Source organism: Syntrophomonas sp. UBA5494, assembly GCF_002426325.1.
In genome coordinates this window covers 491-23992 of record NZ_DIPG01000050.1, presented here as the reverse complement: position 1 = coordinate 23992, position 23502 = coordinate 491, and the positions used below count along the sequence as shown (strand labels likewise).

Annotated in this window: 24 protein-coding genes; 19 read left to right on the top strand and 5 right to left on the bottom strand. The window is 50.0% G+C overall.

All coding sequences use genetic code 11. The features are described 5' to 3' along the window. The first annotated feature begins 59 nt into the window (after nucleotides 1-59). The 5 genes from glmU to mfd all read left to right on the top strand — a co-directional run bounded on the left by glmU (nucleotide 60) and on the right by mfd (nucleotide 6685). Nucleotides 60-1511, top strand: coding sequence for a bifunctional UDP-N-acetylglucosamine diphosphorylase/glucosamine-1-phosphate N-acetyltransferase GlmU (gene glmU / locus B3W37_RS05985; protein ID WP_483175070.1), 1452 nt, complete (start codon nucleotides 60-62; stop codon nucleotides 1509-1511). Beyond that, the gene (locus B3W37_RS05980) at nucleotides 1511-2464 is read left to right on the top strand and encodes a ribose-phosphate diphosphokinase (RefSeq protein WP_481042106.1); all 954 of its coding nucleotides are present in this window, start codon (nucleotides 1511-1513) and stop codon (nucleotides 2462-2464) included. Before glmU ends, B3W37_RS05980 begins: the two co-directional genes overlap by 1 nt. Before the next feature lie 99 nt (nucleotides 2465-2563). Then, a complete protein-coding gene (pth, locus tag B3W37_RS05975) occupies nucleotides 2564-3115 on the top strand; it encodes an aminoacyl-tRNA hydrolase (protein WP_483175069.1) in 552 nt (183 codons plus the stop codon). A 67-nt stretch (nucleotides 3116-3182) separates the two neighbouring features. After that, nucleotides 3183-3350, top strand: a complete 168-nt coding sequence (locus tag B3W37_RS05970; protein ID WP_481042110.1) for a hypothetical protein — start codon at nucleotides 3183-3185, stop codon at nucleotides 3348-3350. A gap of 128 nt (nucleotides 3351-3478) precedes the next feature. Continuing rightward, on the top strand, nucleotides 3479-6685 hold the full coding sequence (gene mfd / locus B3W37_RS05965) for a transcription-repair coupling factor (RefSeq protein WP_483175068.1): 3207 nt from the start codon (nucleotides 3479-3481) through the stop codon (nucleotides 6683-6685). Between the two features lie 11 nt (nucleotides 6686-6696). On the opposite strand, the gene B3W37_RS05960 is transcribed toward mfd, so the two are convergent. From B3W37_RS05960 to B3W37_RS05940, 5 genes are read right to left on the bottom strand one after another with little or no spacing between them, the layout of a single operon-like run. Then, entirely contained in the window at nucleotides 6697-7863 is a 1167-nt protein-coding gene (locus B3W37_RS05960) for a Ger(x)C family spore germination protein (protein ID WP_483175067.1), read from the bottom strand. 45 nt (nucleotides 7864-7908) lie between these two features. Beyond that, the gene (locus B3W37_RS05955; protein ID WP_483175065.1) at nucleotides 7909-9018 is read right to left on the bottom strand and encodes a GerAB/ArcD/ProY family transporter; all 1110 of its coding nucleotides are present in this window, start codon (nucleotides 9016-9018) and stop codon (nucleotides 7909-7911) included. A 40-nt stretch (nucleotides 9019-9058) separates the two neighbouring features. Next, nucleotides 9059-9283 (bottom strand): hypothetical protein, encoded by a 225-nt coding sequence (locus tag B3W37_RS05950; RefSeq protein ID WP_483175064.1) that lies wholly within the window; start codon nucleotides 9281-9283, stop codon nucleotides 9059-9061. Beyond that, nucleotides 9280-10455 carry a Ger(x)C family spore germination protein gene (locus tag B3W37_RS05945; protein WP_483175062.1) on the bottom strand — a complete coding sequence of 392 codons (1176 nt, stop codon included), beginning with the start codon at nucleotides 10453-10455 and terminating at the stop codon, nucleotides 9280-9282. The genes B3W37_RS05950 and B3W37_RS05945 overlap by 4 nt, the downstream gene beginning before the upstream one ends. A 1-nt stretch (nucleotide 10456) precedes the next feature. Then, a complete protein-coding gene (locus tag B3W37_RS05940) occupies nucleotides 10457-12058 on the bottom strand; it encodes a spore germination protein (protein ID WP_483175061.1) in 1602 nt (533 codons plus the stop codon). A gap of 250 nt (nucleotides 12059-12308) precedes the next feature. On the opposite strand from B3W37_RS05940, the gene spoVT reads away from it, so the two are divergent. From spoVT to B3W37_RS05870, 14 genes are all read left to right on the top strand, one after another. Then, a complete protein-coding gene (gene spoVT / locus B3W37_RS05935; protein WP_481042124.1) occupies nucleotides 12309-12872 on the top strand; it encodes a stage V sporulation protein T in 564 nt (187 codons plus the stop codon). A gap of 172 nt (nucleotides 12873-13044) precedes the next feature. Then, the gene (locus B3W37_RS05930; RefSeq protein ID WP_483175060.1) at nucleotides 13045-14595 is read left to right on the top strand and encodes a putative polysaccharide biosynthesis protein; all 1551 of its coding nucleotides are present in this window, start codon (nucleotides 13045-13047) and stop codon (nucleotides 14593-14595) included. A gap of 16 nt (nucleotides 14596-14611) precedes the next feature. Beyond that, on the top strand, nucleotides 14612-15385 hold the full coding sequence (gene mazG / locus B3W37_RS05925) for a nucleoside triphosphate pyrophosphohydrolase (protein ID WP_483175059.1): 774 nt from the start codon (nucleotides 14612-14614) through the stop codon (nucleotides 15383-15385). Between the two features lie 108 nt (nucleotides 15386-15493). After that, the gene (locus tag B3W37_RS05920) at nucleotides 15494-15766 is read left to right on the top strand and encodes an HU family DNA-binding protein (RefSeq protein WP_481042130.1); all 273 of its coding nucleotides are present in this window, start codon (nucleotides 15494-15496) and stop codon (nucleotides 15764-15766) included. A 1-nt stretch (nucleotide 15767) separates the two neighbouring features. Next, complete coding sequence (locus B3W37_RS05915) at nucleotides 15768-16010, top strand: RNA-binding S4 domain-containing protein (RefSeq protein ID WP_483168778.1); 243 nt, start codon at nucleotides 15768-15770, stop codon at nucleotides 16008-16010. Between the two features lie 147 nt (nucleotides 16011-16157). Continuing rightward, complete coding sequence (gene yabP, locus B3W37_RS05910) at nucleotides 16158-16427, top strand: sporulation protein YabP (RefSeq protein ID WP_481042134.1); 270 nt, start codon at nucleotides 16158-16160, stop codon at nucleotides 16425-16427. A gap of 37 nt (nucleotides 16428-16464) precedes the next feature. Continuing rightward, nucleotides 16465-16896, top strand: coding sequence for a spore cortex biosynthesis protein YabQ (yabQ, locus tag B3W37_RS05905; RefSeq protein WP_483175058.1), 432 nt, complete (start codon nucleotides 16465-16467; stop codon nucleotides 16894-16896). A gap of 110 nt (nucleotides 16897-17006) precedes the next feature. Beyond that, a complete protein-coding gene (locus B3W37_RS05900) occupies nucleotides 17007-17243 on the top strand; it encodes a helix-turn-helix transcriptional regulator (protein WP_483175057.1) in 237 nt (78 codons plus the stop codon). Beyond that, nucleotides 17230-17517: an FtsB family cell division protein gene (locus tag B3W37_RS05895; RefSeq protein WP_481042140.1), complete on the top strand. Its 288-nt coding sequence runs from the start codon at nucleotides 17230-17232 to the stop codon at nucleotides 17515-17517. Before B3W37_RS05900 ends, B3W37_RS05895 begins: the two co-directional genes overlap by 14 nt. A gap of 98 nt (nucleotides 17518-17615) precedes the next feature. Beyond that, nucleotides 17616-18068 carry a S1 RNA-binding domain-containing protein gene (locus B3W37_RS05890; RefSeq protein WP_483168775.1) on the top strand — a complete coding sequence of 151 codons (453 nt, stop codon included), beginning with the start codon at nucleotides 17616-17618 and terminating at the stop codon, nucleotides 18066-18068. A 65-nt stretch (nucleotides 18069-18133) separates the two neighbouring features. After that, complete coding sequence (locus B3W37_RS05885) at nucleotides 18134-19030, top strand: Ppx/GppA phosphatase family protein (protein ID WP_483175056.1); 897 nt, start codon at nucleotides 18134-18136, stop codon at nucleotides 19028-19030. A gap of 135 nt (nucleotides 19031-19165) precedes the next feature. Then, nucleotides 19166-21643 carry a stage II sporulation protein E gene (gene spoIIE / locus B3W37_RS05880; protein ID WP_483175054.1) on the top strand — a complete coding sequence of 826 codons (2478 nt, stop codon included), beginning with the start codon at nucleotides 19166-19168 and terminating at the stop codon, nucleotides 21641-21643. Nucleotides 21644-21746: 103 nt separating this feature from the next. Next, nucleotides 21747-23132, top strand: coding sequence for a tRNA lysidine(34) synthetase TilS (gene tilS / locus B3W37_RS05875; protein WP_483175053.1), 1386 nt, complete (start codon nucleotides 21747-21749; stop codon nucleotides 23130-23132). A gap of 92 nt (nucleotides 23133-23224) precedes the next feature. Further along, the coding region (locus B3W37_RS05870; RefSeq protein ID WP_483175052.1) for an ATP-dependent metallopeptidase FtsH/Yme1/Tma family protein at nucleotides 23225-23502 on the top strand (278 nt) is incomplete at its 3' end.

The following is a 23502-nucleotide window of genomic DNA, read 5'->3' as shown; positions in this document are numbered from 1 at the left end:
TCCGTCGCTCGCTCTGCCCAGCTGGTTGACTTTTCAACAAGCTGACACGCTTTTTATAAATGTGTGCTAACTGGTTTGATATAAGCATGGTTGTTAATTGGATAGTAGTTCAAGGGGAGCGATATATTTTGGTTAATGCCGCGGTAATACTGGCTGCTGGGAAAGGCGTGCGCATGCGTTCGGCTTATCCCAAGGTCGTTCATAAGGTTGCGGGCCTGCCTATGATTCAGCATGTCGTTCAGGCAGTACAGGCTGCAGGAATAAAAAACATATATGTAGTGGTGGGCCATGGCCGGGAAGATGTGATTAAGTCTCTGACCGGCCTTGAGGTCGAGTTTGTCGTACAAGAACAGCAATTGGGGACCGGGCATGCTCTTAAACAAGCCGAAGTTCTGTTAAACCAAGCAGATACGGTTATGGTCCTTTCCGGAGACATCCCGCTAATTCAAACCAGCACTCTGACAAACCTCCTCGCCTGGCATGTGGAGAACCATGCGGCAGCTACGGTTTTGTCGGCTGCAATTGATGATCCTGCGGGCTATGGACGGATTATAAGGAATCAGGATCAGTCTTTGCATAGGATAATTGAAGAAAAAGATGCCAGCCTGGAACAAAAACGTATTAAGGAGATCAATTCGGGCATCTATTGCTTTAACTGCCGCGAGGTATTTCCGCGCTTATCGGGCTTGACCACCCACAATGCTCAGGGTGAGTATTATTTGACCGACGTTTTGGCCATGATGATTAATGATGGTCATCGGGTGGGAGTCTTGGTATGTGAAGACAGCAACGATGTCTTGGGCATTAATGATCGTGTACAGATGGCACGCTGCGAGGCTATTATGCGCCAGCGCAAAAATGTTGCTTTAATGCAGGCCGGGGTTACTATGATGGCCCCTGAAACAGTATTCATCGATCAGCAGGTAGTGATAGGTGAAGATACGGTCATCCGTCCCAATACCATTATTGAAGGCGATACCGTGATCGGCCCGGAATGCGATATAGGCCCGGCGGTGAGAATCAGCGATACGGTTGTCGGCCGCAAAGTTGTGATGGAGACAGCTAGAGTCATAGATTCCCATATTGGAGATCAATGTGCTATTGGACCGTTTGCTTACCTGCGTCCGGGAACCAGATTGGGCAAAGGGGTCAAGGTAGGCGATTTCGTTGAAATAAAAAATTCTACGGTTGGGGAAGGCAGTAAGATTCCACATCTGAGTTATGTGGGCGATGCCCAGGTGGGAACCGGTGTTAATGTCGGCGCCGGGACCATCACCTGCAACTACGACGGAGCCAGCAAATCCCCGACCTTTCTTGAAGATGGTGTTTTTATCGGCAGTAATACCAACCTGGTAGCACCAATCAGGATTGGCAAGAATTCAGTAACCGGAGCAGGGTCAACCATCACCCGGGATGTTCCCCCCGACAGCCTGGCAGTGGAACGTGCCAAGCAAAGAGTCATCAAGGGCTGGTCCAGAAAAACCAAAGACGATCAGGAGGTAACAGAGTAATGAAAGTGTCCAGATGGCGTATGAAGCTGTTTACTGGCAATGCCAACACCGCACTGGCGCAGGCTATCGCAAAGTATCTGGGCATCCCGGTTGGGGACGCCAAGGTGACTAGATTTTGTGATGGTGAAATTGGATGCGAAATAGATGAGAGTGTGCGTGGTGTAGATGTCTTCGTGGTTCAACCTACCTGTTCGCCGGTTAATGACAATTTGATGGAACTCTTGATAATGATCGACGCTTTCAGACGGGCCTCGGCTTCACGCATTAACGCTGTAATTCCTTACTATGGGTATGCCCGTCAGGATCGCAAAAGCCGGGCCAGAGATCCTATCACCGCCAAACTGGTGTCCAATCTGATCGTAGAAGCTGGTGCTCAGAGGGTGGTGGCAGTAGACCTGCATGCCAATCAGATTCAGGGATTCTTTGATATACCGGTTGATCACCTCCCCGGGGTTCCCACCATCGCCGAATACTTAAAGCGCAAGCAGTTCGGTGATCAGGCAGTGGTGGTTTCCCCCGACGTAGGGGGTGTGACCCGTGCCCGCGACCTGGCCGCCAAACTGGGAGCACCGCTGGCGATTGTGGATAAACGCCGGCCGGCCCCGAATCAGCTGGAAATAATGAATGTTATCGGTGATGTTAATGGTAAACATGTCATAATAGTTGACGACATCATCGATACCGCCGGTACCATTTGCGAGGCTGCCCGGGCCATGGTGGAAAAAGGCGCCCGCGAAGTATACTGTTGCTGTACCCATCCGGTATTTTCGGGACCCGCGATTGAACGCTTGGCTGCTGCACCTTTTAAGGAGATCGTGGTTACCAATACGATTCCACTGGCTCAGGGCAAAACCCTTCCCAACATGACGGTCTTGTCTATCGCCCCCTTGGTTGGAGAAGCCATATTGAGAATACATGAGGATCTTTCGGTAAGCAAACTTTTCGAAGTATAAGAAATGCGGGTCGTGCCAACTCCGGCCTGTGCCGGAGTTTTTTGTTGGGCAAATAAGCTATAATAAATAAATGGATTACGGTTGCGGGGTGCGGTAAAGATGAAATTGGTGGTTGGCCTGGGGAATCCGGGCAAAAGGTATAGTGAGACCCGACATAATCTGGGCTTCAAAGTTGTCAATGAATTGGCCCGGCGCCATCGGATCGAGAAGGAGGAAAACCGGTTTGATGCGATTGTTGGCCACTGCCGGATGAATGCGGAAAAAGTCTTGCTTCTGAAGCCCTTGACATATATGAACCTGAGCGGCAAAGCGGTTCAGCCCTTGATGCGGTTTTATAAAATTGATCTGCAAGATCTGGTGGTGATTTATGATGATATGGATCTGCCCCCCGCCGCGCTGCGTATCAGGGCTACCGGCGGCAGCGGAGGGCACAAGGGAGTCGCATCCATTATTGAGATGCTGGGCTGTCAGGATTTTGCGCGTATCCGCATTGGAATCGGCCGTCCCCCCCATGGCGTGGTGGAATGGGTATTATCAACACCTCTCCCCGAAGAAAGACCTGATTTGGAAGCCGCAGTTAACAGTGCAGCAGATGCAGTGGAGTCTTGGGTAAAAGAAGGTCTGCTCAAAGCCATGAACCGATTCAACTAGCCCCGTATAATCACCGGACGCTATAGGGGACAATATCAATAAAAATAATGTCAGGGGGCTGGTAGAATTGAAGATTTATCATACCTGTGAGTGTTGTGGCCGCATCCACAAGACCTCGGAAATTGAAGGCCAAACCGGCATTGTTGAGTTGTATGACCTCTGCCAGGAGTGTGCCGAGGAAATTGGGGTAGTTCCGGTTCAAAATCAGGGAAGCGGCCGGCATTATTATAATTGAAAAGCCTGAAATTTTTAGGATCTATGGTTCTTCAGGCAACCGATTGTAAATATGATATCAGTATGAAGACTGAAATAATCAGTGGAGGCTATCTACAGCGTCCACCTTTGTGTATGGGGGAACGGAGATTGGATAACAGGTTGATCACTGAAGTTTTTAAACACCTGCAAACCCGGCAGAATGTGGTCTTAAGCGGCCTTGCCGGCAGTGGCAAAGCTTATTTTCTGCAGCAGCTGGTAAAGGTTGCAGCGGGGAAATGTCTGTGCCTGGTGCCCGGTGAAGAAAAAGCCTATGATTTGCGGGGGCAGCTGCGGGTTTTTACAACAGACGATCATATTCATCTGTTCCTGGGACGTGACTTTGTATTTCTCAAAGAGAACTACTCCCAGGCGGAAGGGAGCAGAGTGTCGGCCTTGCAGGAGTGCCTCTATCACACGCGCCGCAATGGTTTTATAATCTGTACCCCCGCATCTTTTATGCATTACATGATGCCGCCCCAACAGATGATGAACAAGACCATCAAAATAAACCAGACCCAGGACTATTCCCGCGATCAGCTGCTGAGAGAGCTGGTCGGCATAGGTTACCGCCGGGTGGCCGTTGTGAACCAACCCGGAGATTTCTCGGTCAAGGGCGGAATTGTTGATATTTATCCGCTGGGGGCGTCAACCCCTTATCGCCTGGAGTATTTTGGCGACATGGTCGAATCAATACGACGTTTTTCTACTGATAGCCAGCGTTCAGCGGGACGTGAAAAGCAGGTTTTCATACCCCCGGCAGATGAGCTCAGCGGCTCGCTGGAGGCCACTCTTCTCGACTATCTGCCTGAGCAGGCGGCGCTGTTTATTGACGAACCGCGTGATTTTATCAAGTCATATCAGAAAAACCTGCGCGGTTATCGAGAAACCATTAAGGAAGCCCATAAGCAGACCCAGGCGGTCAGAGCATTGCCGCTGCTCGGTGTAGATGCCTTGCAAGGACTTCTCAAGGCCAGGCCGGCCGTATATCATTCCTTTTTTCCCGGGAATATTCCCCAGGTCACCACTGCCATGCTGCACCATTTTGCCCAACAGGATATGGAGCCGTTTTACAGCGATGAAGACAAATTGATAGCACGTCTCAAAGAATGGCATCACCGGGGGTTTGAGATTAAATACGCAGTCAGGGCCCGCAGAACCAGGGAAAAGTTGCAGGCCTTATTGCTGGATAATGAACTGCCCCGGCCTGAGTTCATAGACAACCCGTCCGGAAAAGGATTCATCAGTTCGGATTTTAAGGTGGTATTGCTGACGGAGCGGGATATCTGGGGCCGGGTCAAAACGCGCCAGGCCGCCCGCAAGAGCCAAAGCAATCAGGAAAGGATATTGTTAGAAGAACTGACCACCGGGGACTATATCGTACATGAACATTACGGGATTGGAATCTTTCGGGGAATCACCCAGGTGGAGCAGCACGGCGTGACCCGGGAGTATATCCTGCTCCAGTATGCAGGAACCGACCGTTTGTATTTGCCGGTGGAAAAACTGGACGTTTTGTATAAATATAATGCTCCCGAAGATAAAAATCCCCGGCTCAGCAAATTGGGCGGCACCGAATGGGAGCGCACCAAAGCCCGGGTGGCGCAGTCTATCCAGGAAATGGCGGAAAAACTCCTGGTTTTGTATGCCAGCCGCCAGGCCCGGGAGGGTTACGCTTTTTCCAAAGACACCCCCTGGCAGCAGCAATTTGAAGACGACTTCAACTACCAGGAAACCCCGGATCAAATCCGGGCCATACAAGATGTAAAACGCGACATGGAAAGCCCGCGGCCGATGGACCGCCTGATATGCGGCGATGTAGGCTATGGTAAGACTGAAGTGGCCATGCGGGCTGCTTTTAAGGCGATAATGGACGGCAAGCAGGTTGCAGTCTTAGTGCCCACCACTGTATTGGCAGAACAGCATTACAATACATTTAAAGAGCGATTTCGCAGCTTCCCCGCTGAAATCGAAGTGTTGAGCCGGTTTAAAACCTCAGCTGAGCAGAAGCGGGTAATTGCTGATGTTAAAAAGGGCCTGGTAGATATCGTCATCGGCACCCATCGCTTGCTGTCCATGGATGTGGGCTATAAGGATTTGGGCCTGCTGATCGTTGATGAAGAGCATCGTTTTGGAGTGGCGCAAAAAGAGAAAATCAAGATGTTCAAAGAGATGGTGGATGTGCTGAGCCTTTCCGCTACGCCTATCCCGCGCAGTCTGCATATGTCTTTGACCGGGCTGAGAGACCTGAGCATTATTGAGACCCCGCCGCCAGGCCGCTATCCCATCACCACTTACGTAATGGAATATCGCGACGACATCGTCGATGAAGCCATCCGCAATGAATTGGACCGCAATGGACAGGTTTTTTTCGTCCATAATCGCATCGAAGGCATTTACCGGGTGCAGAAGCGCCTGGAGGAAATGCTTCCCGGGGTTCGTATCGCAGTAGGTCATGGCAAGATGCCGGAAGGTAAATTGGCAGCCATCATGAGCGACTTTATAAAAGGCGAGTATCAGCTATTGCTCTGCACCACCATTATCGAATCCGGTTTGGATATGCCCAATGTCAATACCATCGTTGTAGATGATGCGGACAAAATGGGCCTGGCGCAGTTATACCAGCTGCGCGGCCGGGTGGGGCGTTCACACCGTATTGCCTATGCTTATCTGACCTATCACCCGGATCGCGTCCTCAACGAAAACGCGCAAAAGAGACTTAATGCTATCCGGGAGTTCAACGAGCTGGGGGCGGGGATGAAAATAGCCCTGCGCGACCTGGAAATCAGAGGAGCCGGCAATATTTTAGGCCCCGAACAGCATGGCTACATTCAGGCCGTGGGGTTCGACATGTATTGCCGCCTATTGGAGCAGGAAACCTCGCGCTTGCGCGGCAATCCCGTCACTCAGAGCAGCGGGCCGATGGTAGATGTGGACATCGATTATTACATCCCGGATACTTATATTCCCGACCCCGGGGTTAAGATTCGCATTTATCGGCGTTTATTGCTGGCAACCTCGGAGGAGGACATTGAGGAAATCAGGGCTGAGCTTAGCGATCGCTTCGGCAAGCCCCCGCGGCCGGTGGAAAATTTTCTGCAGATTACCCTGTTGCGTCTCATGGCCAGGGATAAAGAGATTAAATTACTGCGCCGTAAAGGCAAGCAGATTGAGATTCAACTGGAGAAAAATCTGCCCCATGATGTGCAGCAGAACCTGGGCGGCTACCAGATCCGTAAATTAAACGCCCACACCCTGGTGGTCAGGCCCGAGGGCGATGCCCTGCAAACCCTGCAGCGGGTCTTGCAGATGATATAGAAAGTATAAAACTATTCCTCGACAGAACCCTGGCCCTGTAAATAAGTGCGGCGCAGCTTGAAATCGATTTCGATTTCATAGGGTATGCTGGCAAATTGAGCCGGCCAATCCGCTTCAAGGTTTTCCCAAAGGGCCGGTTGTTGGCGCTGTATGGCCTGGCCCCACCCCAAAATATCACTTTGGCAGGCTTGTGCTTTTCGGAGGCAGGCCTCTACATCGCTCTGGATGACAGCGTTGGCTTGTTGTTCAAAAAGCCCCAATTGGCTAAGATCGAAGAGGATGTGGGGATAAGCCACTTCGTAGATATTTCCTTCAGCAGTTATGGTTATTCTCATTTTAAGCTGCCCCTGATTGAGAACCGGTTTCACCACGGCGGTGGAGTTGATGGTTTCCAGGGTTTGCAGACTCTGCTCCCCCGGCCTGGCCGGGTCGGGCAGGTTGATGACGAAGAGCCCGCCCCGGGTATTGCTCTGCATAAAATGATAGCCGCGGCTTTCCTGTTCATTGAGCGATCCCACCATCTGTTTCCCGCGAAAAACAGCCAGTCCGCTGATTGACAGGCGATTCTTGCCTTCGAAACTTTCGATCTTCACCTGCGGCAATACCGGTTCGACGCCTGCTGTGCTTACCTTGTAGAGGAACTCCTTGATGGTAACCGGACTGTAAAGCCCGATTTGAGCCTTCTGGGCCTGAATCATCTTAACCAGCGCTCTGCCAGCGGTATCTTCTGGCGCCGTTTCGGTTTTTAGAACCTCATCCGGGGTGGAGTTATAAGCCAGGAACAGCAGCGATACTTCTCTTACCGCGTTGGTTCTGGCCAAATGGTCCAGAAACAGGCTGATATCGCGGCGGGCGATATTTTCTCCGATGATGAAGGTCTCTGCCATGCTCCATACTGGATCCCGGGGCAGCGAGGTGGCCATTATCTGCTCAGCGCTTGAGAAAGTAGGCCCTGAAGCACTGCGTACCAGGAATTTGGGGGCATCGTCGTCATCGGCTTGCGGCGGTAATGCAAACTGACCGCTGGATACGACCCGGGTTCCATCCGGGCTTATGTCCAGGCCATGCGCAACCGCTGCTATGCTGTCTCCAAGGTCAACCCGATTATAGCAGCCGTTGCAGTACAAAAAGCTGATCAACAGGATGGTTATTATGCTGATAAACGGTTTGATATTCAAAAGCGAAACCTCAATTTTGATTTGGATGGTAGGTATACAACAAGTTTATTTTTTGTCCGCAGTCGTCCCGGATGGCGTGCCTTTAGGCCGCTTTACCCGTATCACCAGGGCTAAAATTACCGGAAATATCCCGAATATGGTGATAAAGATCCAGGGAAAAATCTGATCCAGCATTATGTACAAAAAATGTATATTCGGCACCAGGAGTACGGCCAGTATGCCGGCCATAATGGCTGTGGGACCTATCATGACGCGATAATCCTGCAGCCCAAAAACCTGCTGGATGCTGTAACAGGTTACAAACCAAAAAACGGCTAGAATGGCGAATACGCCTGGCATCACGGCAGACACCAGTATTATTTCGATGTTATGGATAAAACCTGCGATGTTAGTGGCACGGGCTATATTGAAAATAGGAAATGTCTGCACCGCGGTTAATGCCGGTCCATAGGCGACGATAGGGATCACCACCATCACCAGTACGCTGAATACAAACAATCCGTACGCGGATAGCATCCATCTCCATAACAGCCGGGGCTGGTGGCAAAACGGCCCCAGGGTTAAAACCACAATCATAAAGCTGCAGTAACTGCTCACCAACATAATGCCCTTAGCGATGTCAGCCATAGCGAAACTGCCTATGGGCATTAAACGAGACCAGTCAGTTTCCGGTCCCAGGCCCAAAAACAACAAAACCATAGCTAACGGGTAACCGGTCATTATAATTATCTCTATAACCCGGGCGGTAGTCTCCAAGCCATTGCGCAGGGCATAAAAAGCCGGCAAAATAATAAAAATCAAGAGAATGCTTATGGGCATGCCAGGCAGGACATTGCTCAAAAAAAAGTTGGCGAAAATAACCAGGCTCATCACTACCACCAGAAAAAACACCCAGATATAAACAAATCCCAGAGCTTTGCCGATCAAAGTACCCAAATGCTCCTCAAGCATACCGGGAAAAGTACGGCGGCTGTTCACCAGGATATAATAATAAATCCAGACCAGCAGCAAACCGGGCGCTATTGACCCAATAATCACCACCCAGCCATGCTGGGCAACGTTTGCAGCCAGAAGTTTGGCCAGGACCTGATAAGGTGTTACCGCCATGGTAACGAATAGTATGCAGAACAGCTGAATATTTGTAAGCTTTGCCAACTGAGATCACCTCTCTTTGAATAAGGTTTGATCCCGCCAATCACGGACCTTGCACCTGCATGGCCATTATTAACAGGGGATTGAAAAAAGGCCAGTGATAAAACTGTACCATGGCCAGATAGATGGCCAGGAGCATAAAAACAGTATAGACGAGCAGATCTTTATTAAGTCTCTGTCGCCGAAGATTCGGCACATCTAGAGCTAATAAAAATACAACCAGCAGAAAAAACAAGGCGGTAAACATGACGACAGCCCTTCCTATCAATTTTTAATCGGTACCGGCGCTTCAATCAGGTATGTCCTGCGGACACTATAGTTTACCTCAGCTTGAACCTGAAGATCACTGAAGTGCGCAGGCCAATCCGCTTTCAGTTGTTGCCACAGCGCCGGGTTTTGGCGGCTTATCATAGCCCCCCAGCCGAAAATATCGCTGCCTAAAAGCTGCGCTTTGTGAATACAGGCCAGAGCATTCTCTTTGATAGCCTGAGAGGTCAACTGTTCCAACCGGGCCAGGTTCGCGGTGGTTTGGAGATTCTCTGCGGAGGTCTGCTCATACAGGTTCCCGTCGGCCTCAATATCAATGAGTATTTCCACCGTGCCATCCGGATTAAAACTGGGAGTGCAGCGGGCTCGGGAGCGGATTATTTCCATTGTCACCATATCTTCTAACGGCCCGGTTTCAGTATCCCCGGATAGATTGACGGTTACCAACCCGCCGCGCTTCTCGCCAGGATCAAGGATGCGCAGGCCCCGGCTTTCTTTTTCATTGAGTTCGCCTACCATACGGCGATCTCGAAATACTGCCACTCCCTGCAAACACAATATCTTTTCACCATCGGCCTCTTCGATCTTAACCTGGGGAAGTACCGGCTCAATTCCCGCAGTGACGTACTTGGTGCGGAAATCACGAAGAGTTACGGGCAGATAAATTCCAGACTGACTTTCCTGCCCGCGGATTATTTTCACCAGAGCTAACGCGGAGTAATTTTCCGGAGGGGTCTTGACCTGCAGCACTTCTTCCGGAGTAGCTCCCGCGGCAAGGAAGAGCAGCATATTAGGGCGTATAAAACGATTTCGTGAAACAAAATCCATCATCAAGTCCAGATCTTTCCGTGCTACCTGTTCCCCCAGCAAAATGGTTGTGGCCAGCGACCAGACCGGGGTGCGGGGAAAGCGGAGGGTAATCTCTCGGGCTGCCTGCGCATAGCCGGGAGCCTTTTCCTTTAAGACTACGGTTTCTACTTTGGCTGTTCCGCCGCCTTCCGGCTTGCTTGAGGGGCTGGCCACCTGTAAATGAATCACCTTCTGCTCCCCGTCCACATCGATGCCGAAACCAGTCACCGCAACGGTGTCATCCATCTCCACCCGGTTGTAACATCCAGTCAAGCCAGAGGAAAGTAAGCTTAGAATCAGGCCCATCAAAATGATCTTGCGCATGCTATGACTCCTCTCTATCCCGGGGCAGATTCTGACGGGCTTGATTTTTCATGCTCTCTTGATAGGGCCGTTTGGAGTTCAGACTCCAGGGACGGCGGATTAGGATATCGCTGATCTGGGCTAGGTTGAATGGTGCTATTGGAGAGAGATAGGGCTGGCCGAGCGATGACAACGAAGTCATGCGCACCGCCAATATGAGCAGGCCCATAATTATGCCGAAAAAACCCAGGGTAGCCGCCAGCAAAAGCATGCCAAAGCGGAGGATGCGAACCATCAAGCCGGCGTTATAAGAGGGGGTGACAAATGAAGCGATGCCGGTAAAGGCCACCACTACTACCATAGGGGTCCCTACCAGGCCGGCCTGCACCGCAGCATCGCCGATAATCAATGCGCCTACGATGCTAACCGCCGGACCTATAGCCCGTGGCAGCCTCAGGCCAGCTTCACGCAGCAGTTCGAAGGTCAACTCCAGCATCAAAGCTTCAATTGCGGCAGGAAATGGCACCCCCTGATGGGCTGCAACCAGAGTCAAATATAGAGACAAGGGGATCATCTCCTGATGGTAAGTTACCACGGCAACATATACTGAAGGCAGCAACAAAGCGATGAAGAAAGCGATAAAACGGCCCACTCTCAAAAGTGAGGCGGCGATAAAATTCTGATAGTAATCCTCTCCCGCATTTAGAAACTGCGGGAAACTGGTGGGGACCACCATGGCCATAGGCGAGCCATCCACTAATATGGCCACCCGGCCTTCTAACAGGTGGCCGCATATCCGGTCCGGTTTTTCTGTGTACTCAACCTGAGCCATTATCGAGAACTTCTCATCGCTGATATACTCTTCCAGATAACCGGTGTCTAGAATAGCATCGATATCGATGATTTCTAGACGGCGTCTGATTTCAGAGACCAGGCTTTCGGGAGCAATATCTTCTATATAACAGACCACCACATTGGTTTTGCTGATCCGGCCGATAGACATGGCCTCGATTTTGAAATCGGTTGATTTCAAACGCCGCCTGAGCTGCGCGGTATTAAAGCGCAGGGTCTCGGTGAAGCCCTCTTTGGGCCCCCAAATAGTGGATTCGTTCTCCGGTGAATTGATAGAACGGCCTTGCCAGGAACGGGTTCCTACCACTATGCCCTGTTTATGCCCATCGATAAGCAGAACGGTGTCGCCCGCTGTGATATGATCGCAAACCGCTTCCAAAGTAGACAGGGTTTTTATTTCGCCCATGGGCAAAAGCTGTTGAATTGATAGTTCGATAAAGTGTGCCCGGCTTTCCTCGGTCAAGCTCTTAGGTTCGGCTTTTAAGCGCAAGAGCGGACGCAGCAGGTGTTCTTCTATTTCCTGCCGATCGATCATACCATCGAAATAAAGCATGGCAGCTTTAACGGTAACCTCTGAACCGATCAAAAACTCACGGGTGACTGCATCTGAGCATTTTTCCAGCAATTCTTTTAAGTTTTGCAGATTGTCGTCCAATTGCTCGGAAAGATCGTTTTGTCGCAGCGCGGTTCTGGCTCGAACAGGATGGTCGGGTTTTGGTGATGATTGGCGGTCTTGGTGTGGAGCGGATGGTTTTCTGTTTATATAACGCATGATGATAACCTCGCTTTATGAACAAATAGAGGCTTCCAATTCCATCCTCAGTATGAGCCATCAAGGCTGCCTTTATGCACCAGTACAACCAGAAAGAAGACCATGATTGAAAGCTTTGGCATGACTGCTGCTGAAGAATTTTTTACAGCCGCGGCAAAAAGTGAATAAAAGCCTGTGATGAGCTATATACTATCACTGAGAAAGAAAACAACATTTTCAAGTTTTTTAAAAAAGGAGGGATAAATGTAAATTGAAAGCAACAGGCATTGTACGACGCATAGACGACCTGGGAAGGGTTGTTATCCCCAAGGAGATACGCCGGACCTTGCGGATTCGTGAGGGTGATCCTTTGGAAATATTCGTTGATCGTGAAGGTGAAGTTATACTAAAAAAATATTCTCCTATTGGAGAATTAGGCGATTTTGCCAAAGAATACGCCGATTCCCTGCATGAGACTATCGGCCATATCTCGATGATCGCAGACCGGGATGTGATTATAGCCTTGGCTGGGGCCAACAAAAGGGAGTTCCTGGGCAAGTCCATCGGCAAAGCGGTTGAGCGTGCGCTGGAAGAGAGAAGTACTTTAATGATGAACGAAATCGAGACCAGCGACGACGAGAATGTGCATGTTATCATGAATGAAGACCGTGAATACACGGTTAAGTCCCAGGTCATTGCACCGATTATAACTCAGGGTGATCCTATCGGGGCAGTGATTATTGTCACCAAAGAACCAGGGGTAAGATTGGGTGATATGGAAGTGAAACTGGCCGAGACTGCCGCTGGTTTTTTGGCTAAACAAATGGAACAATAAGGCTTTGGTTCCTAAGGAGCGATCTTTACCCTAGAAGCGAAGATCGCTTCTTTTGCATTTTTGGATGCCTTTTAATTGTAAACTTAAACAGGTATATAACCGGCATGGGTAATTTTGCCTTCAATAAGTTGGACTGTGATATAATAAACCCTATGATGTTGGGGAGGGACTTATGAATCATCGTCAGAGTTTCCTTAAAGGCGCGCTGATACTGAGCGTTGCCGGGGCTATTAGTAAGATTCTAGGAGCCATATACCGGATTCCCCTGGCCAGACTTATCGGTGCCGAAGGTATTGGTCTGTATCAGATGGCCTATCCCATTTATACCACCATACTGGCCTTAGCAACCGCCGGGGTGCCGGTCGCCATATCCATCCTTATCGCCCGCAAAGAAACCCAGGGCTTTCCGGGAGAGAGCCGCCGCATTCTACGGGTTTCCCTGTTGCTCTTAACTGTTTTTGGACTACTCCTGACCCTGGTGGTAATTGCATCTTCGAAGTTCCTGGCCTGGTATGTGCTCAAAGACGGAAGGGCTTATTATGCTATCGTGGCCGTTGCCCCCGCCATCTTCCTGGCTGCTTTGATGTCGGTTTTTCGCGGATATTTCCAGGGGCAGCAGTCAATGATTCCCACCGCGGTTTCACAAGTGGTTGAACAGATTTTTAGGGTAACCGCAGTCTTATTTCTGGCATATCTTTTATACCCGCGGGGATTGGAATTTGCAGCCGCCGGCGCTACCTTCGGCGCCGTTGTGGGAGGCATAGGCGGCTTGCTGGTTCTGGTCGTGTTTTATAATTGGCACCGCCAACAGCAAAAACAGGCCGGGCTGAACTTGCTGCATACTTCAACTCCTCCCTGGACCCTGGCTACGGAGATGGTTCGCCTGGCCGTACCGGTCTCATTTGGAGCTGTGGTCTTGCCATTGGTGCAGATGCTAGATGCGGTCATCGTGCCGGGGCGTTTGTTGGCCTTGAACTACAGCACCTCGCAGGCTACCGCGCTTTATGGCTACCTGGCCGGAATGGCCGCGGTTCTGATCAGTCTTCCCACCATATTTACCATCTCTATATCCACCAGTCTGGTTCCTGCCATATCAGAAGCCCTGACCAGACAGGACCGCAGACTATTGAACGAACGTTTGAACCACGGTTTCAGAGCGGGTATGATGATTTCCTTTCCCGCCGCCGCCGGTCTGTATATACTGGCCTTTCCCATCTGTGACCTGCTCTACGGACACGCGGAAGCCGGAGTACCCCTGGAACCCCTGGCCTTTTCAGCTATTGTTCTGGCAGCCTTTCAGATCTCCAGTGCCGGCCTGCAAGGTATTGGCAGGCCGGAAATAGCTATGCGTCATCTGATTATTACCGGTGTCCTTAAAGTAATCTTCAATTACTCCTTGACCAGTGTGCCTGCCTTAAATATCCGCGGGGCCGCCATCGGCACAGTCCTGGCTTTTACTCTGGGCTCATTGCTCAATATTATTTCCTTAAAAAAATCCACCGGCATTCAATATGAAATAGGACGTATGTTTAAGCTAATACTGGCTACCCTCATAATGGCCCTGTCAACCCGCAGTTTTTATTATTGGCTGCTGGGCTTCGATATAGGATCCCATATGGCGACATTGCTGGCCGTACTGTGCGGGATGATTGTCTACCTGATCTTGCTGATATTAACTCGAGAAATGGACTATGACATGTTAAAACGCCTTAGAGGCAGATAATAAGGAGGAATTAGCCGTGGGCCAAATAGGCAGCAAGACTGAAGAACTCGTAAATATAATGGACAGGTTGTTAAGCCCCAACGGCTGCCCCTGGGACCGCGAACAAACCCACCAATCACTGTCCAGGTATCTGATCGAAGAGTGTTATGAAGTGGTGGAGGCCATAAAGTCAGGGGAAATGAGCCAACTGCGGGAGGAATTGGGAGATCTCCTCTTGCAAGTGGTATTTCACGCCGCCCTGGCTGAACGGGAAGGGCATTTTAATCTGGCCCAGGTAGCTGATACCGTATCGCAAAAGATGATAAACCGCCATCCTCATGTATTCTCCGACCTGTCGCTGCAAACCAGCAGCCAGGTCTTGGAAATCTGGGAGGGGTTTAAAAAAGATGAGGGCAAGAAAACCATATTGGAAGGTATTCCGGTTATGCTTCCGGCTTTGCTGCGGGCTTATAAAATTCAGGAGAAAGCGGCCCGGGTAGGGTTTGATTGGCCAGACGCTGAAGGTGCTATAGAAAAGCTGAAAGAAGAAATCGATGAACTGGGCCGGGCGGAAAGCTCGGATGAAATGATGGAAGAAATGGGTGACGTTTTTTTCGCTCTGGTAAATGTGGCCCGCATGAAAAAGATCGAACCTGAAGAGGCTCTGCAAGCCACTAATGATAAATTTGTACGCCGTTTCAATTATATTGAGGCCAAGGCCAAGGCCAAGGCCGGAGGTCAAGATCTAAAAGACATGACCCTGGAAGAGATGGACGCCCTGTGGGATGAAGCCAAAATCCAGGGACTGTAAGGCCCTGGCATTATTTAGAAAATTTTGTATGGGTTTTGCAGGAGTTCGCCTTTATACAGCGAATAAGCGTTAATATAATTACCAAAACTTGCATAGGGAGGAATAGAATTGAACAAAACCGATTTAATTGGAGATGTGGCAGCAGCGACCGGGATGACCAAAAAAGATGTTGAGAAGACCGTAAACGCCTTCATCAGCAGCATTGAGGACGCGTTGAAAACAGGGGACAAGGTTCAGTTAATCGGCTTTGGAACCTTTGAGGTGCGGGATCGTCAGGCTCGCAAAGGACGGAATCCTCAAACCGGTAAAGAAATTAATATTGCCGCCACCAAAGTTCCTGCTTTTAGAGTTGGCAAAGGGTTTAAAGAAGCGATCCTTTAAGATGCGATTGGACAAATATCTTAAGGTTTCACGCTTAATCAAGCGACGCAGTGTTGCCAAGGATTGCGCTGAAAGCGATCGGGTGCTGATCAACGACCGGGTGGCAAAACCAGCTACTGAAGTGAAAAAAGGGGACGTCATCACCCTTTCGATTGGAAACAAACAGACCCGTTTGGAAGTTCTTGAGATCAAAGAAAACGTCAAAGCCACTGATGCCAAGACTTTGTATAGAATATTAGATTAATTAATCGCCCCGGGAAACCAGGGCGATTTCGTATTTTCTGGATCCTGCACAGCTAGCATAAAAGCCATACCCTGACGCATATTGTTATGGTATAGGTATCGACGGGACGAATTCTCAAGTCCCTATTATGCTAAGGAGGGGAATTCTATGGCGGAACACAGTCTTATGTTATTTAACCGAGAACACATGGAAATAAGCGGGGTCACTAATGTAAGTACCTTTGATGAAAAGGAAATAATTATTGAAAGCCGCCTGGGTTATTTATACATAACCGGGGAGAACATGCATGTCAGCAATCTCAACTTGGATGATGGAAAAGTATCTGTTGATGGCAGCATTACCAGCATCGAATACAAAACCCAGTCCGGCGATCTGAAATCCCGTGGCAAAAACATCATCCAGAGGCTCTTGAAATAGATGCCAAAAAAGAGATTAAAAAGAGGGAGGGTTATGGTTGATTTGGCTTTTGGCCCAGATTGAGCCGTTTGTCTTTACCCTCCTGGTAGGGTTGGTTGCCGGTATGGTATTTCAGTTTTACCAGTACAGCATGGCCCTGTCTTCCTGTGGTAGATGGCTTTTATACCTGTTTGATTTTCTGGTCTGGGTATTGATCCTGCTGCTGGTCTTTACCCTTTTGTTGATTATCAACCAGGGGGAGATCCGGGTTTATATCATCCTGGCATTGTTCAGCGGCATTTTCATCTATTTTCAGACTATAGCCCCTAAAACCCAGCCTTTGATGCGTAAGGCTGCCCGGCTAAACGTAGCTTTCATTGGAGCGGTCACCTACAGATTAGGCACTCCCTGGCGCTGGCTTAAGAAAAAGGTTCTGGCTTGGTTTGAGAAAATGCGTGAAACGGCAGAACCCGACGAAGAAGAAAAATAAAATCTTCATGCCAAGCAGGAATTATACCACCTCTGCAAGAACCTATAGAGAACATATTATGTACAATAATTGTCCACAGCATGTGGAAAAATTGTGGATAAGAAGGCAGCATGAAGATAGAGATCAGAGGCGCGGAAAAGCTGAGTTTCAGGGAAAAGCAAGTAGTGGCCTTAAAAGAAATGGGTAAATCAACGCCAGAGATAGCAAAGACTTTGCAAATTGGCGCCAGTACGGTGGCAACATTGTATAATCGTGCGCGCTCCAAAGGATATGAGGTGGTCATTGTTATTCCGGGGGACATTTTAGGCCTGATGCACGAGGAGGAGACCGACATTGAATCTTATTAAGCAGCCCAAGGCGCGGCTCATCATTGTTACACTTATGCTGGGGTTTTTTGCTGTGACCTTGATACCAAGAGTCTACACCATTTGGAAACTGGACGGTCAGAAGCAGGCTTTAGAACAAAAAAAGCTGGAAGCCGCGCAGATTAACCAGGAATTGGCAGAGCAGAAGGACAAGCTCAGTAGTCCCCTGGTTGTGGAACGGATCGCCCGCGAACAACTGGGGATGGTGAAAAAGGGAGAAAAAGTGTTGATGGAAATGGAGACAGACGACTCATGAAGCCCATAAATGCCACTAATAATGTTGACTACTCCTGCGGCGCATAATACAATGAACCTAGTGAAACTTTATGAATTCCGAGGGGGACATTTAGTTATATGCCGACAGAACAAACGAATATGGTGCCCGGCGCCATCCTGGAAGGGAGAGTTCAGGGGATAACCAATTTTGGAGCCTTTATTGAGTTGCCCGGGGGCATGGTCGGACTGGTTCATATCTCTGAGATTGCCAACACCTATGTAAAAAATGTCAAGGATTTTATCCAGGAAGGTGATATGGTAAAGGTCAAGGTGCTCAATGTTGCGGGTAAAAAAATCGGGTTGTCGATCAAACAGGCTAACCCGGCTCCTCCACCTCGAAGCAACCCCAGTCGGGATACGGCTCCAAATGATAGGGCCGGGTCGGGAGAAAGGCATTATGTCCCTGGGCATAAACACGGGACTCATTTGAGTCTGGATGATAAAATCGCCAAATTCCTCAAAGAGAGCGATGAGCGCATGCAGCCTTTAAAAAATAAGGTTGAACCGCGTCGGCGTAGAAATAACCAGTAGTTTAAACGTTTATCGAAGCACTTCCGTTGGGAAGTGCTTTTTTACATGTATAAAGGAGAAAGCACATGAAATACGCCAGTATAGATATAGGCACTAATTCATGCCGGTTAATGATTGCCGAAATAGAAAACGGCGGGTTCAAGGTACTGTACCGGGATATGAAAACCACCCGTATCGGAGCAGGTCTTTCCAGCAGCGGGCAAATCAGCCCGGAGGCGGCGGAGCGTACTCTGCAGTGCCTGGGCCGGTTCCAAGATGCCATCAGCCGAAAAGGGGTGGCGGACTACCTTATAGTAGCTACAAGCGCAGTTCGAGAAGCCGCCAACCGTGCCTGGTTTGAAGAGTTGTGCCGGCTGCGGCTGCACAAAGAGGTCAAAGTCATCAGCGGGGAGGAAGAGGCCCATTTGACCTATAAGGGAGTGCAGAAAAGCTTGCTGCTGGACCGGCCCCTCCTGGTGGCAGACTTGGGAGGGGGCAGTACGGAATTGATCTACTCTCAAGAGGACCTTTATGTGAGATCTCTGCCTCTGGGTGCGGTAAAAGGGGCCGAGATTCAAATTACTGAGAGACAGATTATGGATATATTGGAGGAGATAAAGGAAGTAAAGGTGCGATTTTCTGATGCCGCCCTGGTGTTTTGCGGCGGTACCGCCACCAGTGCGGTGGCGATGAAGTATGGCATGATCGACTATGACAGCAGCCTGGTACACGGACAGCGCCTGAAGAAGGAAGAAGTCCAGCAATGCTATGACAGCTTATTGAACATGCCTCTTGAAAAGAGGAAAAATATACGAGGTTTGCAGACTGAACGCGCCGATATAATTGTCTACGGATTGATGATAATGCTGAACTTGATGCGGGTATTGGAGAAAGACTGGGCAGTGGTCAGTGAAAGCGACCTTCTGGAAGGCTTAATCTGGGAAATGGATGAACTGAAGTCCCCAAAATCCGCTTCGAGTTAGACAAAATCCGTCTTCGCCCCTGAATAGGAATGATTTTGTTGGAAAATTCCAATGGTGTCATCCCCCTGAATGACAAAATTGACAAAAACCGGTTGGTATAATGGGTGGACAAGACCAAGAGATGGGGGATGTAAAGTGGAAAGAACCGAAGTATATCCTTATCAACGGGTATCGGATTCAGGCCTAGGCAAACGGGTTCGGCATCGCCAGATCTCCAACCCTTTGCCCAGGCTGAGCTTTCAAAAGGGCCGCGAACAGCTGACCGCCCTGTTTAATACCGTTAGACCGGCAGTAATCCCCATGAATCTAATGCTCAGCCTGGTCGGATTCATCCTGGCCAGAGCCTTTGTTCTGGGGGAATTACTGCCTTTTGTGTTTGCATTCGTGGTGGCTCTGGGCCGCCGCGACCCGGGAAGAACCATCTTATTGACCGGCAGCGCGAGCCTGGGAATGATGACCATTACCGGAGGCCTGCAGCTGGTTACCAATCTGTTCACACTTTTAAGCCTGGTGATCATCATTCAGGTGGTGAAGATTCCTGCCGACCGGCAATGGTGGGGTTATCCCCTCATAACCAGCGCCTTCCTGATTGTGTGCAAAGGCTTATTCAGTGTAATTCAGGGGCCTTCCTTTTATCAGGGGATGGTTGTAACTTTTGAAGCTTTAATCTCGGGAGTGCTGGTGTTTGTATTCAATATCGCCGGGGAAGCGGTGCAGATCAGAAAATCCATAGCCGACTTCCAGTTCGAAGATGTTACCGCCTTTTTGATTGTGGCGGTTGGCATCGCTATGGGGCTCAATGATATAGGGATAATGGGGTTGAATGCCGGCAGCGTTTTCTGCCGGGTCAGTATATTATTAGCCGCATATTTATGGGGAAGCGGCGCCGCTACTATGGTGGGGGTGATGGCGGGTCTGATCCCTTCACTGGCCTCCAGCATCTTCACGCAATTTCTGGGGATGTATGCCCTGTCCGGACTACTGGCGGGATTGTTCAGAAGCCTGGGCAGGGTGGGGATAATCGTAGGGTTTCTGCTGGGGAATCTGGCCCTGGCCATGTTTGTACCCGAGACCCGTACAAATGTTCTGGGGATATGGGAAACAGCCATAGCCTGCCTCTTATTTGTGATGCTCCCCACTTCTTTTAAGGAAAAACTACCGCTGGCCAGTGCTAGCGGGATAATGCCGGCGGCGAATCCGGGCTATTGGCCGGATTCCGGCAAGGCCAATGTGCGCAGCCGTATGGATGAGTTGGCCGGCCTTTTCGAAAATCTGGGCCAGACTTTCGATACCAACCCTTATCAGCATGACAGTTTTGAGGGTCAGTCCTATTTACACTATCTTTATGATCAGGTTTCACACGGTATTTGCCAGAGTTGTGTAAAGCATGAAAGATGCTGGGGCCAGGAATGCTACCAGACCTCCCAGGAGATTCTGGAGGTATTCGCCCTGGCAGAAGCGGAGGGTGTGATCAATCATGATGAGTGCCCCGGCAGTCTGCGCCAGAAATGCCTGTATTTTAAAGAAATCGCCAATACGGTGCAGTATCTGTTCGACAACCTGCGCATCAACGAATACTGGGCCGGGAAACTGAAGGAGTCTCGCAGCCTGGTTTCCCGCCAATTGAGCGGCATCAGTCAGATCATGCGCAATCTGGCCCAGGAAATTGAGGCCAAGCCACAATTTGACCGCCACTTGCGCGATAAACTGATGAAGGGAAGCCGGGAACGCGGGCTGGAGATTAAAGATATCCAGCCATGGATTAGCATTGGAGGACAGCTTTCATTACATGTACAGGCTGACTCCTGCAGCGACGGCAAAGGTTGCGAAACCCGTCTGGTACCGGTGATTTCATCAATAATGGGTGAATGCCTGACGGTTGCTGATAAGCAGTGTCCTGCCCGGTTGGGGCATAGTTCCTGTCAATTGACCCTGACTCCCTGCCATCATTACAATGTTCGCTGCGGCGCCGCTCAGGTGGGGAAAGAGTCCATATGCGGGGATAGCTTTACTATAGCCAACCTTAAAGAAGGCAAACAACTGGTGGCCCTGAGCGATGGCATGGGAGTAGGAGAAAACGCCAGCCGGGAGAGCCAGGCGGCCATACAGCTGCTGGAAAATCTCTTGGGCAGCGGTTTTGGCCAGGATATGTCGCTGCAGACGATTAATTCGGTATTGCTCTTGCGCTCGCGCAATGAGACCTTCGCGACTCTGGATCTGGTCATGATTGACCTGTTCACCGGGCAGGCTGATTTCGTCAAAACCGGTTCGGCTCCATCGTTTATCAAGCGCAAAGGGCGGGTGCAGATGATCGCTGCCAGTTCGCTGCCAATGGGTATTCTGGAGGAGATAGAAGTATTCAGGGATCAGATCGCGCTGTATCCGGGGGATATGGTGGTAATGCTCAGTGACGGGGTAGTGGAAGTCTTGCCGGATGCGGTGGAGCCTTTCTGGGTGCAGGATTTTCTGCAGACCATGGATGAAACCGACCCGCAGGTCCTGGCAGAGCACATACTTCATCGCGCCCTGACATTATGCCACGGTAAACCGGAAGACGATATGACGGTAATCTGCATGGCTTTGGAGCGGAATCTTAATCCGGTTATCGCTTAGCAGCCAGAGGCACAGTAATTATTTCTGCGGAAAAGACCTCCGGGGTTTGACATCCTTCATAACTGGGGTAGCATAGAATTATAGCCTGCTTAGTGAGGACACTATGTTAAACCAAGTTAAAGGATTTATCAAAAACCAGAAACTGTTTGGCCCAGGAGACAAGATTGTGGTGGCGGTATCGGGAGGGCCTGATTCCATGGCCCTGCTGCATATTATGCAAGAGCTTAAAAGCAGCTGGGATTTGACTTTAATCGCAGCCCATCTTCATCACGGGCTGAGATCCCAGGCCGACGAGGACCTCGATCTGCTCCGGGAGCAATGCCGGGCCTGGGGAATAACCCTGGAGGTGAAGCATTTAGACATTGCCAGTCTGGCCAGGGAAGATAAACGCTCCTTGGAAGAAATGGGCCGGATTTGCCGCTATGATTTCTTTGCCGAGGTCCTGCAAAGGCACCAGGCCCAATACATCGCGACCGCTCATCACCAGGAAGACAACGCCGAATCGGTGCTTTTGCACCTCTTGCGGGGCAGCGGTATCCAGGGTTTGCGCGGCATCCTTCCTATTAACAATAATATCGTCAGGCCTATGCTGGGGATCAGCAAGGCTCAGATTATGGAATATATCAGTAAAAATCAGATTCCCTATGGGGTGGATTACAGCAACAATGACTTGAGGTTTACCCGCAATCGCATCAGACATGAGTTGATTCCCTGCCTGCGGGGGAAATATAATCCTCAGTTGATCAATACTTTAAACCAGCTGGCTGATATCGTGCGACAGGAGGATGATTGGCTGCAAGATCTCACAGTGGGATGCTGGCAGGAAATTGTAACTGAAGGGCCGGATAGGCTGGTCATAGCGATCCAGCCCTTTTCGGCAGCCCACCCCGCCGCCCAGAGGCGTTTGGTAATGGCGGTTTGCCGCCGTCTTACGGGATTGGAAGGCTGGGAGAAGAAAGACATCGACAGCATTATCAGGCTGGGCCAGAGTCCGGGATCTTCTCACTATCTTCGTCTCCGGAAGGGCTTGATGGTCTACAAAGTCTATGACCAGCTGGTCTTTACCACCCGACAGCGTAAAAAAGTAGCTTTTAATTATCCGCTCACGGTTCCCGGGCAGGTATACATTGAGGAAACCGGTGAATTGGTGAGCTGCTTTGTGCTGCCCCGTGAGAAGTGCGGCCCCCAGAGCCGGGACACCTTGCTTGATTGGGACCGGGTCAAGGGAGCACTCTTTTTGCGTTCGCGCCTGCCGGGTGATCGTTTCGCCGTCTCTCCCACCTCCACTTCCACCAAATTGAAGGAGTATTTCATTAAAAACAAAATACCCTGGGCCGACAGGGAGAGGATTCCCATCCTGGCATCAGACCTAGGGCGGATTTATGCCCTGGTCGGTCAGGCTGTCGATAATGATGCCTGGGTAACTTCTCAGACCGAGTACATTCTGGTGATAAAAAGGGAAAGACTAAATAAAACAGACCAGGTCTAAATAGGCCGCACAACAGGTGACAATTGCATTGACCGGGTGTATATGCTAAAATATTACGGAAATTCTCAGTCTTTCAAAGGAGAGGAAAAATTTTGGATCGAGCCCTGAAGAACATAGCCATATATGTACTGATCGTACTGCTGGCGGTCTTTGCCATAAAATTTACCTCCAGCCCTGATGAACAGATCAAGGAGCTTTCCGAACCGGATTTTTATAATCTGATAGTCGGTGAGCAAGTTGCTTCTGCCCAGGTGCAGGTGGATGAATTGGTTTACGAGATTACCGGAGATCTCAAGGACGGCACCAAGTTTTCCGCCACGGTTTCAAAGGAAACCGATATCATTAAGGTATTGCGGGAAAAGAACGTGCC

Excerpts from the sequence above, each read along its gene's own strand:
- glmU (WP_483175070.1), top strand. The coding sequence starts at position 60 with ATGTGTGCTAACTGGTTTGATATAAGCATGGTTGTTAATTGGATAGTA.
- B3W37_RS05980 (WP_481042106.1), top strand. The coding sequence starts at position 1,511 with ATGAAAGTGTCCAGATGGCGTATGAAGCTGTTTACTGGCAATGCCAAC.
- pth (WP_483175069.1), top strand. The coding sequence starts at position 2,564 with ATGAAATTGGTGGTTGGCCTGGGGAATCCGGGCAAAAGGTATAGTGAG.
- B3W37_RS05945 (WP_483175062.1), bottom strand. The coding sequence starts at position 10,455 with ATGCGCAAGATCATTTTGATGGGCCTGATTCTAAGCTTACTTTCCTCT.
- B3W37_RS05940 (WP_483175061.1), bottom strand. The coding sequence starts at position 12,058 with ATGCGTTATATAAACAGAAAACCATCCGCTCCACACCAAGACCGCCAA.
- B3W37_RS05930 (WP_483175060.1), top strand. The coding sequence starts at position 13,045 with ATGAATCATCGTCAGAGTTTCCTTAAAGGCGCGCTGATACTGAGCGTT.
- B3W37_RS05915 (WP_483168778.1), top strand. The coding sequence starts at position 15,768 with ATGCGATTGGACAAATATCTTAAGGTTTCACGCTTAATCAAGCGACGC.
- yabP (WP_481042134.1), top strand. The coding sequence starts at position 16,158 with ATGGCGGAACACAGTCTTATGTTATTTAACCGAGAACACATGGAAATA.
- B3W37_RS05900 (WP_483175057.1), top strand. The coding sequence starts at position 17,007 with ATGAAGATAGAGATCAGAGGCGCGGAAAAGCTGAGTTTCAGGGAAAAG.
- B3W37_RS05890 (WP_483168775.1), top strand. The coding sequence starts at position 17,616 with ATGCCGACAGAACAAACGAATATGGTGCCCGGCGCCATCCTGGAAGGG.
- B3W37_RS05885 (WP_483175056.1), top strand. The coding sequence starts at position 18,134 with ATGAAATACGCCAGTATAGATATAGGCACTAATTCATGCCGGTTAATG.
- tilS (WP_483175053.1), top strand. The coding sequence starts at position 21,747 with ATGTTAAACCAAGTTAAAGGATTTATCAAAAACCAGAAACTGTTTGGC.